12 protein-coding genes are annotated in these 16,035 nt (G+C 72.6%); 7 read left to right on the forward strand and 5 right to left on the reverse strand.

Annotation, left to right across the window (positions count from 1 at the left end; translation table 11 throughout):
• Positions 1-103: 103 nt before the first annotated feature.
• Positions 104-490, reverse strand: a complete 387-nt coding sequence (locus IEV65_RS10310) for a GtrA family protein (RefSeq protein ID WP_188430482.1) — start codon at positions 488-490, stop codon at positions 104-106.
• A 73-nt stretch (positions 491-563) separates the two neighbouring features.
• On the opposite strand from IEV65_RS10310, the gene IEV65_RS10315 reads away from it, so the two are divergent.
• The 5 genes from IEV65_RS10315 (at position 564) to IEV65_RS10335 (ending at position 10,006) form a co-directional block, all read left to right on the forward strand.
• The gene (locus IEV65_RS10315; protein ID WP_188430484.1) at positions 564-1,730 is read left to right on the forward strand and encodes a nucleotide sugar dehydrogenase; all 1,167 of its coding nucleotides are present in this window, start codon (positions 564-566) and stop codon (positions 1,728-1,730) included.
• A complete protein-coding gene (locus tag IEV65_RS10320) occupies positions 1,708-3,870 on the forward strand; it encodes an acyltransferase family protein (protein WP_188430485.1) in 2,163 nt (720 codons plus the stop codon). Before IEV65_RS10315 ends, IEV65_RS10320 begins: the two co-directional genes overlap by 23 nt.
• 109 nt (positions 3,871-3,979) lie before the next feature.
• A complete protein-coding gene (locus IEV65_RS10325; RefSeq protein ID WP_188430487.1) occupies positions 3,980-5,656 on the forward strand; it encodes a glycosyltransferase in 1,677 nt (558 codons plus the stop codon).
• Positions 5,657-5,673: 17 nt separating this feature from the next.
• On the forward strand, positions 5,674-7,869 hold the full coding sequence (locus tag IEV65_RS10330; protein ID WP_188430489.1) for a glycosyltransferase family 4 protein: 2,196 nt from the start codon (positions 5,674-5,676) through the stop codon (positions 7,867-7,869).
• Positions 7,870-8,146: 277 nt separating this feature from the next.
• Positions 8,147-10,006, forward strand: a complete 1,860-nt coding sequence (locus IEV65_RS10335; protein WP_188430491.1) for an HNH endonuclease signature motif containing protein — start codon at positions 8,147-8,149, stop codon at positions 10,004-10,006.
• 21 nt (positions 10,007-10,027) lie between these two features.
• Here IEV65_RS10335 and IEV65_RS10340 read toward each other — a convergent pair whose 3' ends face one another.
• The 4 genes from IEV65_RS10340 to IEV65_RS10355 are packed head-to-tail and all read right to left on the reverse strand — an operon-like array spanning position 10,028 to position 14,223.
• On the reverse strand, positions 10,028-11,149 hold the full coding sequence (locus tag IEV65_RS10340; protein WP_188430494.1) for a glycosyltransferase: 1,122 nt from the start codon (positions 11,147-11,149) through the stop codon (positions 10,028-10,030).
• A complete protein-coding gene (locus tag IEV65_RS10345) occupies positions 11,146-12,066 on the reverse strand; it encodes an ABC transporter ATP-binding protein (protein ID WP_188430496.1) in 921 nt (306 codons plus the stop codon). Before IEV65_RS10345 ends, IEV65_RS10340 begins: the two co-directional genes overlap by 4 nt.
• On the reverse strand, positions 12,053-12,967 hold the full coding sequence (locus IEV65_RS10350) for an ABC transporter permease (RefSeq protein WP_188430498.1): 915 nt from the start codon (positions 12,965-12,967) through the stop codon (positions 12,053-12,055). Before IEV65_RS10350 ends, IEV65_RS10345 begins: the two co-directional genes overlap by 14 nt.
• Positions 12,964-14,223: a nucleotide sugar dehydrogenase gene (locus tag IEV65_RS10355; protein WP_188430500.1), complete on the reverse strand. Its 1,260-nt coding sequence runs from the start codon at positions 14,221-14,223 to the stop codon at positions 12,964-12,966. The genes IEV65_RS10350 and IEV65_RS10355 overlap by 4 nt, the downstream gene beginning before the upstream one ends.
• 116 nt (positions 14,224-14,339) lie before the next feature.
• Between IEV65_RS10355 and IEV65_RS10360 the strand changes: the two genes are divergently transcribed.
• Both IEV65_RS10360 and IEV65_RS10365 read left to right on the forward strand, forming a co-directional pair.
• Positions 14,340-15,407, forward strand: a complete 1,068-nt coding sequence (locus IEV65_RS10360; protein ID WP_188430502.1) for a glycosyltransferase — start codon at positions 14,340-14,342, stop codon at positions 15,405-15,407.
• Complete coding sequence (locus IEV65_RS10365; protein ID WP_188430504.1) at positions 15,404-16,030, forward strand: hypothetical protein; 627 nt, start codon at positions 15,404-15,406, stop codon at positions 16,028-16,030. The genes IEV65_RS10360 and IEV65_RS10365 overlap by 4 nt, the downstream gene beginning before the upstream one ends.
• Positions 16,031-16,035: the final 5 nt, after the last annotated feature.

The raw sequence follows: 16,035 nt of genomic DNA on the forward strand, positions 1-16,035 counted from the left end.
GGCGTTGTCCACAGGCACGTGGGTGCCGACGGGAACGGGTGTGAGTGAACCCCGCCACTTTACCGGCCCGGCACGGGCAGGGTCCAATCCGTCGACGACGCCCTCAGGCGCGGTGCCGGAAGGAGAAGAAGCGGTGACCCAGGTAGCTCCCGACCGCGATGACGGCGATGGCGAGCACCTGGGCGGGGAAGGGCTGCATACCGACGACCTCGACGAGGAAGGGGGTCCCCACGAAGCCGGCCACCATCCCCGAGGACCACACCGACACGAAGCGCCACAGGTCCGAGGGCCACCGACCCCTGGACTCGAAGACCAGGCTCCGGTATGCCGGGAACGCGCAGGTCATCGCGACGGCGTGCGCCAGCGCGATCGCGACCAGGTAGTGCAGCCCGAGGCCGAGCCCGGCGGCGACCAGCCCCAGGTAGAAGACAGAGGTCGTCCCGGCGACGAGGAGGTAGCGCACCGGTTGGTGGGTCAGGAGACGACGCACCCTCCCAGCGTAGGTGGGAGAGTCGCGGAGGCACCGCGCCTACACTGAGCGGCGACCCGACCGAAGGAGTCTCATGAAGATCGCGATCGCCGGCACCGGTTACGTCGGCCTGTCCAACGCGGTGATCCTGTCCCAGCACCACGAGGTCGTGGCCCTGGACATCAACGCCGAGAAGGTCGCGCTGATCAACGACCGCGTCTCCCCGATCGTGGATCCCGAGCTGTCGGACTACCTCGCGAACAACCACCTGGACCTGCGCGCCACCACCGACCCCGCCGACGCCTACGCGGACGCCGACGTCGTCGTCATCGCCACGCCCACGGACTACGACACCGAGACCAACTTCTTCGACACCTCCTCCGTCGAGAAGGTCCTCACCGACGTCCTGGCCCACGCCCCCGAGGCGGTCGTGGTCATCAAGTCCACCATCCCGGTCGGTTTCACCGAGCGTCTGCGCGGCGAGCACCCGGGCGCGACGGTCCTGTTCTCCCCGGAGTTCCTCCGCGAGGGCCGCGCCCTCTACGACAACCTCCACCCCTCGCGCATCATCGTGGGCGACACCGGCGAGCACGGCCGTCTCGTGGCGGACCTGCTCCTGGAGGGCGCCGTCGACAAGGAGGTGCCGGTCCTGCTGACCGGCCCCACCGAGGCCGAGGCCATCAAGCTCTTCGCCAACACCTACCTGGCGATGCGCGTCGCCTACTTCAACGAGCTGGACACCTACGCCGCCACCCGCGGGCTCGACACGCGTCAGATCATCGAGGGCGTCGGCCTCGACCCGCGCATCGGCGCGCACTACAACAACCCCTCCTTCGGCTACGGCGGCTACTGCCTGCCCAAGGACACGCGGCAGCTGCTCGCCAACTACGGCGACGTCCCCCAGACGCTCATCACCGCGATCGTCGACGCCAACACCACCCGGATGGACTTCATCGCCGCGGACATCGCCGAGCGGCACCCCCGCCGGGTCGGCATCTACCGCCTCATCATGAAGGCCGGCTCGGACAACTTCCGCGCCTCCTCCATCCAGGGCGTCATGTCGCGGCTGCAGGCCCGGGGCACCGAGATCCTCATCCACGAACCCGCCCTGACCGAGGCCACCTTCCAGGGGGCCCGCGTCGTCCGCGACCTCGACCAGTTCACGGAGCTGTCCGACGTGATCATCGCCAACCGTCTCGACGACGCCGCCCGCTCCTTCGGCGACAAGCTCTACACCCGTGACCTCTACGGCCGCGACTGAGGCGCCTGCCGCCCGGGCTGCGCACCCGCCGAGGGCGGCCCTGCGCGGGGACATCGAGGGCCTGCGGGCCATCGCGGTCCTCATGGTGCTCCTCTACCACGCCGGCGTGCCGGGGCTCAGCGGCGGCTTCGCCGGGGTGGACGTCTTCTTCGTCATCTCCGGCTACCTCATCACCAGCCAGCTGGTGAAGGAGGCGACGGCGACCGGCCACGTCTCGCTGCCGAAGTTCTACGCCCGCCGCGCCCGACGGCTGCTGCCCGCAGCCACCCTCGTGCTGCTGGTGACCGCCGTGGCGGGCTGGCTGGTCCTCCCGCCGAGCCGGCACGCCACCCTGGGCGCCGACGTCGTCGGCGCGACGATGTATGTCGTCAACTGGCTCCTCGCGTTCCGTCAGGTCGACTACCTGGCCGAGGACGCCGACCCCTCGCTGCTGCAGCACTACTGGTCGCTGTCCGTCGAGGAGCAGTTCTACGTCGTCTGGCCGCTGCTCATCCTGCTGGTGCTCTGGCTGACCCGTCGGCTCCGCCTGCGGCTGCGGCGGGTGCTGACGGTCGCCCTCGTCCTCGTGGTGGCCGCGTCCTTCGCGTGGTCCGTGGTCTCCACCGCCAGCTCCCCCGGCATCGCCTACTTCGCGACGACCACCCGGATCTGGGAGCTTGGCATCGGCGCTCTGCTCGTCCTGCTCACCCCGTGGCTGCTGCGGCTACCCTCCCTGGTCGCCACCCTGCTGACGTGGGCCGGCCTCGTGATGATCGGCGCGACCCTCGTCTCCATCAGCACGCAGACCCCCTGGCCCGGCAGCGCGGCCGCCCTGCCCGTGCTCGGCACGGCCGCCGTGATCGCCGCCGGCATCGCCTCCCCCGACATCCTGCCGGCCCGCCTCCTCGGCGTGCGGCCGATGCGCTTCTTCGGCGCGCTCTCCTACAGCCTCTACCTGTGGCACTGGCCCGCCCTCCAGCTCCTGGAGGCCGCCCGTCCGGGGTCGGGGCTCAAGGCCCGTCTGGCTGTCGCGGCGCTGTCGGTCGTGCTGGCCTGGCTGAGCCTGCGCCTGGTCGAGAACCCGATCCGCTTCCACCCCCTGCTCGCGCGCAGCACCCGGCGCGCGCTGTTCTACGGGGCCACGAGCATGGTGGCCTCGGCCGCCGCCGGCGCGGCGCTCATCCTCTCCGCCCCGAGGCTCGACACCGCGGACCTGGAGGCGGTCGCCGCGGACGCGGGCGCGATCGGTCTCGTGGCCGACCCGACCAGCGAGAAGCTGAGCCTGATCCCCGACCCCGAACGGCTGTTCACCACCACGGGCCCGATCACGCCCGACCCGGCCCTGGCCACCAAGGACACCGCGTCGGCGGCCTACGGTGCTGGGTGCCAGGTGCGTGCGGGCGACCCCGAGCTGCCCGACGAGGACGCCTGCTTCTTCGGCGACCTCGAGGGAGACGTCGACGTGGCCCTCGTGGGCGACTCCAAGGCGCTGCAGTGGATCTCCGCCCTGGAGCCCATCGCCAAGGTGGAGGGTTGGCGGATCAAGCTGTACACCAAGTCGGCGTGCGGGTTCGCCAGCGTCGCCATGGAGGCCGACTGCGTCGCCTACAACGAGGCGCTCTCCGAGCGGCTCGCCTCGCCCGAGCACGCCCCTGACCTGATCTTCACCTCGATGGTCAGGTCGGGCGGACAGAGCCTCGCCGACTCCCTCGTCGCGCACCTGCAGCCCGCCATCGACGCGGGCGCCGAGGTGGTCATCCTCGGCGACAACCCCGCGCCGAACCCCAAGGACATGCCCTCCGAGGAGATGACCTCCTACGAGTGCGTGGAGGCCAACCCGGACGACTACAGCGTCTGCTCGTACGCCAGCGGCACGGGCTCCGGCACGAAGGCGCTGAAGCTCGCCGCCGAGGAGCTGGACGCGCCGTTCATCTCGATGGACCGCTGGGTCTGCCCGGGCGCCGGGCCCGAGCCGGCCTGCCCACCGGTCGTCGGCGGGGTGCTGCTCTTCCGTCAGGGCAGCCACCTGACCGCGACCTACATCCGCACCCTGACGCCGATCCTGCACCACGAGCTCGTCCGTGCCGGCGTCGCGACGACACCGCTCGACGAGATCGTCTGGAAGGTGGCCCAGCCCGGTGCTGCCACCGAGCAGGACTGAGCGGCGGGCCGACCGCGGCCGGGACCGGCCGGACGTTATCGTGGGGCGGTCCGGCCTCCCGGTGAACCCACCCGTCCACCTCCGTCACGCCGTCACGAGGAACTCCACCATGCTCTCCAGACTTCGGACCGCCGTGCTCCGCCCGGCCCCCGTGACCGAGGCACCCCCGGAGGAGCCCGACGCCACCGAGGTCGTGCTGCGCAAGCTCGACGCCGCGCGTCGCACCCGTCGCGTCCCGCTCACCGACGCGCCGGTCGCGGTGGCCGGCTCCACCCACGTCCGTGACGGGCTGGGCCAGGAGTGGCCCCAGACCGACCTGCCCGAGGACCGCTGGCGCACCGCGCTGACCCCGGAGCACGCCCTGCTGGTCGTCGAGGTCGACGGGGCCCAGGTGGCCGGCTGGTCCTCGGGCACCTCGCCCGCCGACCTGGCCGCCGTGGCCTCCGCGCTGGGCGTGCCCAGCGTCGCCTGGGTGACCGGCGCCGAGCCTCCCGCCGCCGAGGTCGACGGCTTCGACCGGGTCCTCACGCTGCCGCCCGCCACCGCCGTGCGCACCCAGTCCCCGGACCGCGCGCCCGGCGAGGAACGTCCCGGGGCGGTCCTGGTGCGGCACGAGAGCACGGGCGGGACGGCATACCGGGCAGGGACGGCGAACGACACGACCGACCTGACCGAGAGCCTGTCGGCCGTCGGGCTCGTCGCCCACGACTGGGACCTCGCGGACGACGGCGCGCCCTCGTCGACGCAGGCGCTCTCGTCGCAGTATGCCGTGCTCGCGGACGTGGGTCGGCGCGCGCCCGCAGCGACCTGGCCGGTGCTCGACGCGCTGGCTAGCAGGACCGCCGTGGTGACGACCCCGGAACGCGCCGCCGGGCTGCCCGAGGAGCTGCGTGCCGTCGTGGCCGTGGCCGAGCCGCACGAGATCCGCCGCACCGCCTCGGTCCTGGCCAACCAGGCCGAGTACCGCGACCGCGCCACCCAGCAGGGGCTCCGCGCGGTGCTCGCCGGCCACACCTTCACCGACCGGGCCCGCAGCCTGCTCGAGGCGGCGGGTGCGGCACCCGCCATGTCCCCGTCCCTTTCTCCGTCCCCACGGACCGTGTCGGTCGTGGTCCCGACCAACCGGCCGCACGAGCTGGACAACGTGCTCGCCAACGTCGCGCGGCAGGAGCGGGTCGACGTCGAGCTCATCGTCGTCGCCCACGGCATCGACGTCGACGCCGCCGACCTGCGGGCGCGCGCGGCCGAGCTCGGGGTCGGGGAGGTGACGGTGGTGCCGGCCACCTCCGACCAGACGCTCGGCGCCATCCTCAACCTCGGCATCGACGTCGCCGGCGGTGCCTACGTGGCCAAGATGGACGACGACAACTTCTACGGCGGGCACTTCCTCGGCGACCTGGTCGACGCGTTCGCGTCGACGTCCGCCGGGATCACCGGCAAGTGGGCGCACTACGTGTGGCTGCGCTCGTCCGGCGCGGTGGTGCTGCGCTTCGAGAAGTACGAGAACACCTACCACCGCCTCGTCCAGGGCGGGTCCATCGTGGCGACGCGCGACGTGGCGCTGGACATCCGGTTCAGCGACATCCCGCGCGCGGTCGACTCCGACTTCCTCAACCGGGCGATGGCCGCGGGCGTCCAGACCTACTCCGCAGACCGCTACAACTTCGTGAGCATCCGCGGCGACGACCGGCTCAGCCACACCTGGAAGGTCGACGACCTGGTGTTCATGACCGGGGCCGGACGCGTGGTCACCTACGGCGACCCGCGCGAGCTCGTGTCCGTCTAGCAGGGAGATCCTTTCCGATGCCTTCCATCAACAGCCGGGGTCGCAAGCAGGTCGAGCGCCTCGCCGCCGGCCTGGCCTCCAGGCTCCCGGCCCACACCGGTCCCCGGCAGTGGACGGAGTTCGTGACGGCGACCCGGGTGCGTCGGGCGGCGCGGCTCGTCGAGCCCGACCCCCGGGCCGCGCTGGTGCTGCTGGCGCCGGTGCTGGCGGCCGACCCGCCGCCGCAGGCCTGGCTCGTCGCCGCGCGCGCCCACGAGCAGCTCGGCGAGACGGCGCGGGCCAACGAGCTCGCCGCCCGCGCCCTCGAGGTCGAGGGGCACGGCGTCGACGCGCTCCTGGAGCGCAAGAAGCTCGCCGCCCGCACCGGGTTCGTCGAGGACACGGCGGCCGCGCTCGAGCTCATGGCCACCACCCCCCCGACCTCCCGGCAGGAGGTGGAGCTCGCGCAGGCCGAGCTGAGGCACGCGCCGCGGGCGCTGCTCGAGCGGTATGCCGCGACCGTCCGGGAGGCCGCAGGCGAGGACCGCCTCGGGGTCGAGGCGGCTGAGGAGCTGCTCGACGAGGACGCCCTGGTCACCGCCCACGCCACCGACCCGGCACGGTTCGCCGAGCTGACGGAGCGGGTGCTGACGACCCGCACGCACCCGGTCGCCGTCGTCACCCGCGCCCTGACCCGGGAGCGGGCGTGGCAGGAGGCGGCGGACTTCGTGTGCGTCACCCCCGGGAGCCAGCGCGTCGGGCCCCAGGCCTCGGGCACCTTCCCCACCCGCGACGTGGTCGACGCGGCGACCCGCGCCCTGCGCGCCGGCCACGCGACGCCGGCCGCCATGCTCGCGGCCCGCGCCCTCGCTGCCACCCCGCGTTCGCGGACCGCGCAGGAGACGTTCACCGCCGCGCACGACCAGATCCGGATCATCCGCGCCGGCTGGCAGTTCCCCACCGACGCGGGCGCCCCCGCCTACGAGGTGGAGCCCCGCTCGGCGCTGGCCGTCCTGTCCCAGTCGATGCCGCACACCTCGGGGGGCTACGCCACCCGCACGCACGGCATACTCACCGGGCTCGCTGCGCGCGGACGCCACATCGAGGCCGTGACCCGGCTCGGCTTCCCCTACGACCGCTGGTCCGGCAGCACACGCACCGTGCCGGAGAGCGACCTCGTCGACGGCATCCGCTACCACCGCCTGCTCGACCAGCGCCGGCGCTACCCGCAGCACCCGCTCGCGGACTACGTCGGCGAGACCGCGGACGGTGTCGAGCGGCTGGCCAGGGCGCAGCGGGCGGCGCTGATCCACGCGTCGAGCTTCTACGTGGCCGGTATGGCGGGGCTCACCGCCGCGCGCCGGCTCGGCATACCGTTCCTCTACGAGATGCGCGGGCTCGAGGAACTGATGAAGGTCTCGCGGGACCCGGACTTCGAGGGGTCCGAGCGCGAGGCGTTCCTGCGGCTGGTCGAGACCCAGGTGGCAGCCGAGGCGGACGGCGCCCTGATCATCACCAAGGCGCTGCGCGAGGAGATGGTGGCCCGTGGTGTGGCGGAGGAGCGGGCGCACGTGGTCCCCAACGGGGTCCACACGCACCAGTTCCTGCCGATGGAGCGCGACCCCGAGCTCGAGGCGCGCTACGGCTACGAGGGCAAGACCGTGATCGGCTACGTCGGCGGGCTGGTCGACTACGAGGGCGTCGACCTGCTGATGACCGCGGTGTCGAAGCTGCGGGCGGCGCGGGCCGCGGACGACTTCCGCGTCCACGTGGTGGGCGACGGGCCCTACGAGCGTGTCGTCCGTGAGGCCGCCGTGGCGGGCGGAGTGCTCGACATCGTCACCTTCACCGGGCGCGTTCCCCACGCCGAGGTCACGAAGCACCTCTCGCTCGTCGACGTGGCGCCGTTCCCGCGGCTGCCGCTGCCGGTGTGCGAGCTCATCTCACCGATCAAGCCGTTCGAGTCGATGTCGATGGGCAAGGCGGTCGTCGCCTCGGACGTCGCTGCGCTGGCCGAGATCGTCGAGGACGGGCGGACCGGGCGGCTCTTCCGCAAGGGTGACGCCGAGAGCCTGGCGGCCGTGCTGGGCGAGCTCGTCGACGACCCGGCCCAGCGTCGGGTCCTCGGCCAGGCTGCCCGCGAGTGGGTGGTGGCCGAGCGCGACTGGGCCCGGATCACCACGTTCGTCGACGAGATCTACGACGAGGTCCTGGCCCGGCGCGGCCTGGTCTGAGGGGCTGCCCGGCGCGGCCTGGTCCGAGGGGCTGCCTGCCCGGGATCGTGTCACCATCCCAGCACGCGGTGCGTCCTCGTCCGAGGGCCTCCCTGCCGTGGATCCTGTCCCCGATCGGGCTCTCCTGACTGCGGCTTCGTCACCCGTTGACGACACGCTGTTGATAACTCTGTTCGTATAGCACCGCCTGGGGTAAGGTCGCTTTTAGATCACCTGTTCGACCTGGGGAGGGGCCGTGGCAGCGACAGCAGAAGCAGAACCAGACACACGAGGGCCGGTGCCGGCGGGCGTGCTGCACGCGATGGCGGTGCTGTCGGCGACGCGCTCGGGGGTCGATGCGCGCCTGCTCGAGGCCGCGATCCTCGTGGTGTCCCTGACCGGGCGGGTGCTGCTGGCGGAGAAGGGCTTCGCCGACGTCACCGAGCTCAGTGAGGGACAGCGCAAGAAGTGGCGGGCCGAAGCGAAACGGCTGGCTCGCGCCGAGGTCGAGGTCCGTCTTGGCCTGGGGGCGATGGAGGCCCAGCAGCTCGTCGGCGTGGCGTGCGCACCGGAGCAGGTCCGCGAGCTGATCCTCGGTGCGCTCGACCGCGGCTGGGTGTCCTGGTTCCAGGTGCGATGCTTCTGGACCCGCTGCGCGAAACTGCCGGCCGAGTCCGCGCTGCTGGTCGCACAGTCCCTCTTCGGGACCGACCCCGCGCTCATGGCGAAGGAGCGACTCGACCCTGACGGCAACCCGCGGGACGAGCCATGGGCGCACGCGACCTACCGGGCTGCCCTCGAGCGCGAGGCCACCCGCGTCGAGGGGCAGGACGTGAAGGCGGAGCGTGAGCGCCGTCGGGCGGCCTATGCAGCCCGGCGCGCCGGCCTCAGCGTCCATGACGACGGCACGGGGACGCTGACGGTCACCGGCCCGCTGCTGATGATGACCGCCGTGCACGCCCGCATCGAGGCCGTGGCGAGATCCCTGCGCAAGCAGGGCGACCCTCGCACTCTCGACCAGCTGCGGGTCGACGTAGCAGGGGCGCTGCTGATCCACGGCCTGCTGCCGCTGCCTGGACAGAGTGACGAGGAGCCGGCCAACCCGGACCCTGACCACGAGCTCTCCACCGCGGACCTGGCGCAGATCGCCCGCATCGTCAACGCCCAGCCGCAGGTCCAGGTGCAGGTGGTGGTGCCATGGGACGTGCTGACAGGGCGACCGGCCTGTCCCCCGTGCGGCGAGAAGGACGAGGCCGCACCACCATCCGCAACCGCAACCGCAACCGCGTCCGCGTACGCGTCCGCAACGGCATCCGACGAGAGTGCATCCGACGAGACTGCATCCGACGTGACTGCATCCGACGAGACTGATCCGGGAGCGGGCTCGCGCTTGCGGGGTGGGGTGGCCGAGATCCTCGGCCGGTTCCCCGCCTTCACCACTCCTGGGCACGCGCGGGAGCTGGTCCTGACGCCGGGTGCCACCCTGGTGCGCCTGCTGACCGACCCTGCGGACGGGCGGCTGGTCGAGCGCAGCATCAGCACCTACCGTCCGGATGCGGCGATGCGCCGACAGGTGCTGGCCGCCGACGTCTACTGCAGGGCCCCTGGCTCCCGACAACCGGGCGCGCACCTGGAGCTCGACCACGTCGTCCCCTGGGGCACCCCGCGCGGGGACACGGCCGAGCCCAACCTGGTCGGTCTGGGCAAGACAGCGCACCAGCGCAAGACCGACAGGCGCTGGATCGTCACGGTCAACGAACGTCGGGATCTGACCTGGACCACGCTGCTCGGACAGCGGGCGCGGACACGGGCGCACGACTACCGGCAGTACCTCGACCTCCGTGCACCGGTGGACGACAGCTCACCCTCCGAGGTGCATCCCTCCCAGCGGGTCGATCTCGACGACCGCCGCGACGTGCTGAACCAGGCCCTGTATGCCGCGCTCGCCCACCGTGAGCCCGGAGCAGCGCTGGCCGGTGAGGACGACGCACCGGGGACCGGCGACCATGGCGGAGAGCTGGCTGGCTGGATCTGGGTCACCCGGCCACGCCGGACGCCTCAGGGGGTCGAGACGATCCTGACCGGGGAGGACGACACAGCCACCCCGGAGCAGACGCGCCAGACAGCACGGCGGAACGATGACCCTCCCCCGTTCTGAGAACCTAGCTGTTCTGCCCACCTAGCTCGCGGCGAAGCCCTCCATCACCTCGACGAAGGCATCCGCGTGGACGCGCCAGTCCAGCTCCGCACGGGCGAAGGCGTGACCGCGCCGACCGAGCTCGGCGGCCTCGGCGGGGTCTGCGTACCAGCGGAGGAGCTGCGCCACCGTCTGGTCGACGTCCCGGTAGGGCACGAGGACCCCGCCCCCGCTGCGCTCCACGACGTCCGCGGCCACCGGCAGCGGTGTGGAGATGACGGGGACCGCGTGGGCGAGGTACTCGACGACCTTCGTGGGCATGCTGGGCAGGAAGTTCTGCTCCTCGTGCAGCGGCGACAACCCGGCCAGAGCCCCCTCGACGCGGGCGAGCGCCTCGGGGTTGGGCACGAAGCCGTGCCACACCAGGGCACCCTGATCCTGCGCCGCCCGCAGCAGCGGCTTGGCCTCGCCGTGCGCCGTCCCGAGCACCTCGAGGCGCGCGCCACCGTCGGTCGCCGCGGTGAGCCGGCGGCCGATCTCGACCAGCTCCGCCGCGCCGCGCTCCATCGTCACCGAGCCGAGGTAGACGACGCGCTGGACGCCGTCCTCGCCCACGGTGCCGGCGGGCCGGGGGGCGGCGGGGACAAGGGTCGTGTTGGGCACCACCGGGTGCGGCAGCCGGAACCGCTCCGCGTAGCGCGCGTCGGCGAGCAGCAGGGGCATCCGCCGCTCAGCGAGCCGCTCGACGGCGCTCATGGCGCTCGAGAGGAGGGGACGGAGTGCGTCCGGGACCCAGGGGCGCACCGCGATGGCGGCCGCGGTGTCCTCGTGCACGTCCCACACCACCGGCGGCAGCGTCAGCCCGAGCGTGGTGGGCACCAGCTCGGGGTCGTGGAGGAGGACGACGTCGTGATCGGGCCCGTGCTCACGGAGCAGGGCGCGGGCGGACGCCTGTGCGCCCAGCCGGTCCCGGCCCAGGGACCGCCGGACGTCGAGGGTGCGCAGCCCCTCGACGTGGCCGGATGCCGGGTCGAGGCCGTAGCCGGTCCACGGAGCCGCGTAGGTCACCTGCCACCCCTGGTCGAGCAGGGCCGGGATCTGCCGGTGCCTGATGCGAGCGTCGTCCGGGTGGTGGACCACCGTGACGACCAGCGCCCGGCTCACTCCCAGCTCGCGTTCTTGTCCCAGCGTCGGAGGTACTCAGCCGCAGCCTCAGCCCCCTCGGCGTCCGCGATGCGGTGAGCCTCGTCGAAACGCTGGCGCCAGACAGCGCGGTGCTTACCGTACTTGCGCCCGTAGAGCCCGAGCACCGGGGTCGGTTCACCGTCTGCGAGCAGCTTGCCGTTGTCCATCCAGAGGGCTCGGTCGCACATCTTCTTGATGGTGCTGTCGTTGTGGCTCACCACGAAGACGGTGCCGGCGTTCTCCCGGATCGCCGTGATCCGCTCGGTCGCGCGCGCCCGGAAATGGGCGTCACCGGTGGAGAGCGCTTCGTCCACCACGAGGATGTCCGGTGTGATCGCGGTGGAGATGGCGAAGCGGAGCCGCGACCCCATACCGGAGGAGTAGGTGGACATGGGCAGGTCGAGGAAGTCGCCGATGTCGGCGAACTCGACGATGTCGTCGAACGCGGCGCGCACCTGCGCGGGGCTCAGGCCCAGGGCCTGCGCACCGATCCAGATGTTGTCGCGGCCGGACAGCTTGGGCATGAGGACGGCGTTGACACCGAGCAGCGAGGCGCGGCCGCCGAGCCAGAGCCGCCCCGAGGTCGGCGGCACCAGGCCCGCGATGGTGCGGAGCAGCGTGGACTTGCCCGAGCCGTTGGCCCCGACGATGCCGATCGACTCGCCCCGGTAGGCCACGAACGACACGTCACGCACCGCCTGGACCTCGCGACGACCGACAGTGCCGAGCCCACGCGCGAGCAGCCGGCGCATCAGGCTCTCCTCGTCGAGGTTGTCGACCTGGCGGTCCCCCGGACCCCCGGCGTCCGAGCCCGTGCCGCTGCCGTAGACGCGGTAGGTGATGTCCAGGTGGGAGGCGATGACCGAGGGGACCCGGTCCCCCTCAGGCACGTCCATAGCTGCCCTCCCCGCGCCAGAACACCACGAACCCGACCACGAGGAAGAGGACCGCCCAGCCCACGCTGACGAGCCAGGTTGTCGGGTCGAGCTCCTCGGTGGTCATCACCGTCTCACGGACCATCGTGAGCGACACGGCCGCCGGCTGGTAGGTCAGCGTGGCCGCGACCCATGCCGGTGCGTCGCCGATGCGCTCCAGCTGCAGCTCGACGGAGAAGAAGACGCCGGAGACGTACCGCAGCAGGCGCACGACGAGGGGCATGAGGTTCGCCAGGTCGCGGACCGCGTGGACCAGCCGGGAGGTGAGCATGGCCAGGCCCAGACCCATCGTAGTGACGATGAGCAGCGCGACCGGCAGCAGGAGCACCGTCCAGGGAAGGGTCCAGCCCTGCTCCCAGAAGGCCAGGACGAGCAGCACCCCGAAGGCGGGCAGCTGTCCGACGAAGGCGGCCAGCACCGTCACGATCGGCAGCATCACCCGCGGGAACTGCAGCGAGCGCATCATCCCGCGCTTGTTGAGCAGCGCCTTGGAGCCGCTCGTGAGCGACACGGCGAACAGGGAGTAGGTGAAGAGCCCGGAGGTGAGGAAGGTGATGAAGTGCTCGATGCCCCGCGAGGTGCCCAGCAGCAGCCCGAAGACGAGGTAGTAGGAGGCGCCGAGCAGCAACGGGGTGAGGACCGACCAGAGCAGACCCAGGTAGTTGTCGCGGTGGGCCGTGACGAACTCGCCGCGCGCCAGGGCCCACATCAGGCCGCGGTAGGACCAGAGCTCGCGCGCGTAGCCGACGAGACCGGGCCGGACCGAGGCCTGCTGAAGCCCGTGACGACGCGCGAGCGCCTCCGCCGCGGCGTCGGACAGCGCGTCCGGCAGGCGGAGCGGGTCAGGGCCCAGCTCGGTCACAGCCGGTGGGTCCGTCCGCCCTGGGTGGTCTTGCCACGGGTGTCGAAGAAGAGCTGGGCCGCGCCGGCGAGGGCGTCCAGGTCGTAGTCGCGGTGGTTCTGCACCAGGATCGTCAGGTCCGCCTCCGCGACCGCCGCGCCCGGGTCGTCCACCCGGGACGCCTCCGGCACCGCGCGCCAGGCCTCCACGTGCGGGTCGTGGTAGGCCACCACGGCACCCTTGGCCATCAGCTGCCGCGCCAGCGGCACCGCCGGGGACTCACGCTGGTCGGCGATGTTCGGCTTGTACGTCACCCCCAGCAGCAGCACCGTCGACCCCTTTAACGGCTTGCCCGCCTCGTTGAGCAGGTCCTGCGCCCGCGACACCACGTAGGCCGGCATGCTCGTGTTGATCTCCTGCGCCAGCTCCACGAACCGGAACGGGTAACCGAGCCGGGCCCGCACGTTGTGCGACAGGTAGTTCGGGTCGATCGGGATGCAGTGCCCACCCACACCCGGCCCCGGGTAGAACGCCTGGAAACCGAACGGCTTGGAGCTGGCCGCCTCGATCACGTCCCACAGGTCGATCCCCAGCTCGTGGCAGAACTTCGCCATCTCGTTGACCAGCGCGATGTTGATGTGCCGGTAGGTGTTCTCCAGCAGCTTGGCCGTCTCCGCCTCCCGGGTCCCCCGCGCCCGCACCACCGTGTCCACGAACCGCCCGTAGAACGCCGCCGCCGCCTCGGTGCACGCCGGCGTGTGCCCACCCACGACCTTCGGGGTGTTCTTCGCCCCGAACCGCTCGTTGCCCGGGTCGATCCGCTCCGGGGAGAACGCCAGATGGAAGTCCCGCCCCGCGACCAGCCCACCGGCCTCCAGCGCCGGACGCACCACCTCGTCCGTCGTGCCCGGGTAGGTCGTCGACTCCAGGATCACCAGCATCCCCGGCCGCAGGTTGCGCGCCACCGCACCCACCGCCGACTCCACCGCACGCAGGTCCGGACCCCCGTCCTCCGACAACGGCGTCGGCACGCAGATCACCGCCACGTCCGCCTCCGCGATCCGCGACTCCTCCGTCGTGGCCTCGAACCCGCCCGCGCGCATCTGCGCGATGTCCGCGTCCGACAGGTCGTCCACATGGCTGCGACCCGCGTTCAACGCCTCCACCACCCCGGCGTTCACGTCATACCCCAGGACCCGCATCCCGGCCCGGGTCCCCTCCTGCGCCAGCGGCAGCCCCACGTAGCCCAGCCCAAGGATCACGGCATCAGCAGCCACAGTCGTCTCTCCTCCGTCGTCCGACCCCCGCTTCCGCGCGAGCGCCCCGGCATCATACCGAGCAGGCACGCCGCCCCGACCCGCCGAGGCGGGCCGGTCGTGCGATTATCGGCACCATGTCCGAGCCGCCCACCGTCCTCCTGCTCTCGAGCAACGGCGCGGGCATGGGGCACCTGACGCGCCTGCTGGCCTACGGACGGCGGATGGAGGGGGTGCGCGTCCACGTCGTGTCCCTGTCCCAGGCCGCGCCCGTCGTCGCGGCCGAGGGCGTGACCTGGGAGTACCTGCCCAGCCAGGGGTCGACGGGCCTGCGCCCGGCCACCTGGCGCTCGCTCTTCGCCGACCGCGTCGCCGAGGTCCTGTCCCGCGTCGCTCCGGCGGCGCTCGTCTTCGACGGCACCCACCCCTACCGCGGGCTGGACGTCGCGCTGCGCAGCCATCCCGGCACGCGCTCGGTGTGGTCGCGGCGCGGCATGTGGAAGCCGGGGCGCAACGTCGACCAGCTGGCCAAGGCCGCCTGGTTCGACGCCGTCGTCGAGCCGGGTGACCTGTCCGCGGCCGCGGACCGGGGCGCGACCGCTGCTGCGACCGACGCCGTCCGGGTCGACCCGGTCACGCTGGTCGACCGCGGCGCGACGAGCACCCGGGCGCAGGCGCGCGAGGCGCTGGGGCTGCCGCCCGACGGCCCGCTGGCGCTCGTCTCGCTGGGCGCCGGCAACATCAACGACACCACCGACGAGGTGGGCGCCGCCGCGGCGGCCCTGCGACGGCAGGGCGTCGGCGTGTGCGTGACGGTGCCCGCGATCGCCGAGCGCGCCGTGCGCCACGACGACCTGCACGTGGTGAGCCACTTCCCGCTGTCCGAGCACTTCGCCGCCTTCGACTGCGCGGTCGCGGCGGCCGGCTACAACTCCTTCCACGAGACGCTCCGGCTCGGCGTGCCCACCCTCTTCGTGCCCAACGACCACACCTCGCTCGACGACCAGGTGGCGCGCGCCGAGCACGCGGCCGCCCAGGGCTGGGCGCTGAGCACCCGCACCCTCACCGACGGGGGTGCGGACGCGCTGGTGACCAGCCTCCTCGAGGACGGCGAGCAGCTCGCCCGGGCCGCCCAGGAGGCCGACCCCGGCAACGGGGCCGGCGACGCCGCCCGTGCGGTGCTCGAGGCAGGAGGCCTGGTATGACGTCTCCCTCACCGGCGGTGCGCCGTCGCCAGCAGCAGGTCGCGCGGCTCGCGCGCCGCACGCCCGGCCTGGTCCCGGCGGTGGACCGGGCGCTGCACCGGGTGCGCCGCAACGCCACGCTGACCGACCTGTTCTGGCGGGTCTTCGTGCCGGAGACCACCCTCGGCGTCCGACCGGTCGCGCTGCACCCCGGGCGGCGGCTCGCGGGGCGGGACGTCGTCTTCCTGCCGGTCGTCGCCGTGCTCGGTCTGGGGCTCACCGACGAGCAGGCGCAGACGCTCCTGCAGACCGTCGCCGACCTGCAGGCGCAGGAGCGGTCGTTCAAGCCGCTCCTGATCCTCGACCGCCCCGTGCTGGGGGCGGCGCGCAGCCACGGGTTCGTCGTCGAGCTCGTCACGCCGCGGGAGGACTGGGCCGCGATGCCGGGCGGGTCGGCCGACCCGGCGCACTGGCTGGAGCACGTGGGCCGGCGGGTCGCGGGCATCGTGGAGCACTACCAGGTGCTGCACCTGGCGCGGGCGGGCGCCGACGGCCTCGACCCCCTCGACCTCGCGGTGCTGCGCGCCCTCGCCGGCCGCCTCCCCGCGGACCTGGACGTCCGGCTCGTCGAGGAGGACCGGTGACCGGG

The sequence above is a fragment of the Ornithinimicrobium tianjinense genome, from assembly GCF_014636495.1.
Lineage (GTDB): Bacteria > Actinomycetota > Actinomycetes > Actinomycetales > Dermatophilaceae > Ornithinicoccus > Ornithinicoccus tianjinensis.

Bases quoted from the DNA above. Each gene is read 5' to 3' on its own strand.
- IEV65_RS10360 (WP_188430502.1), top strand. From the start codon at position 14,340: ATGTCCGAGCCGCCCACCGTCCTCCTGCTCTCGAGCAACGGCGCGGGC.
- IEV65_RS10330 (WP_188430489.1), top strand. From the start codon at position 5,674: ATGCCTTCCATCAACAGCCGGGGTCGCAAGCAGGTCGAGCGCCTCGCC.
- IEV65_RS10345 (WP_188430496.1), bottom strand. From the start codon at position 12,066: ATGGACGTGCCTGAGGGGGACCGGGTCCCCTCGGTCATCGCCTCCCAC.
- IEV65_RS10365 (WP_188430504.1), top strand. From the start codon at position 15,404: ATGACGTCTCCCTCACCGGCGGTGCGCCGTCGCCAGCAGCAGGTCGCG.
- IEV65_RS10315 (WP_188430484.1), top strand. From the start codon at position 564: ATGAAGATCGCGATCGCCGGCACCGGTTACGTCGGCCTGTCCAACGCG.
- IEV65_RS10325 (WP_188430487.1), top strand. From the start codon at position 3,980: ATGCTCTCCAGACTTCGGACCGCCGTGCTCCGCCCGGCCCCCGTGACC.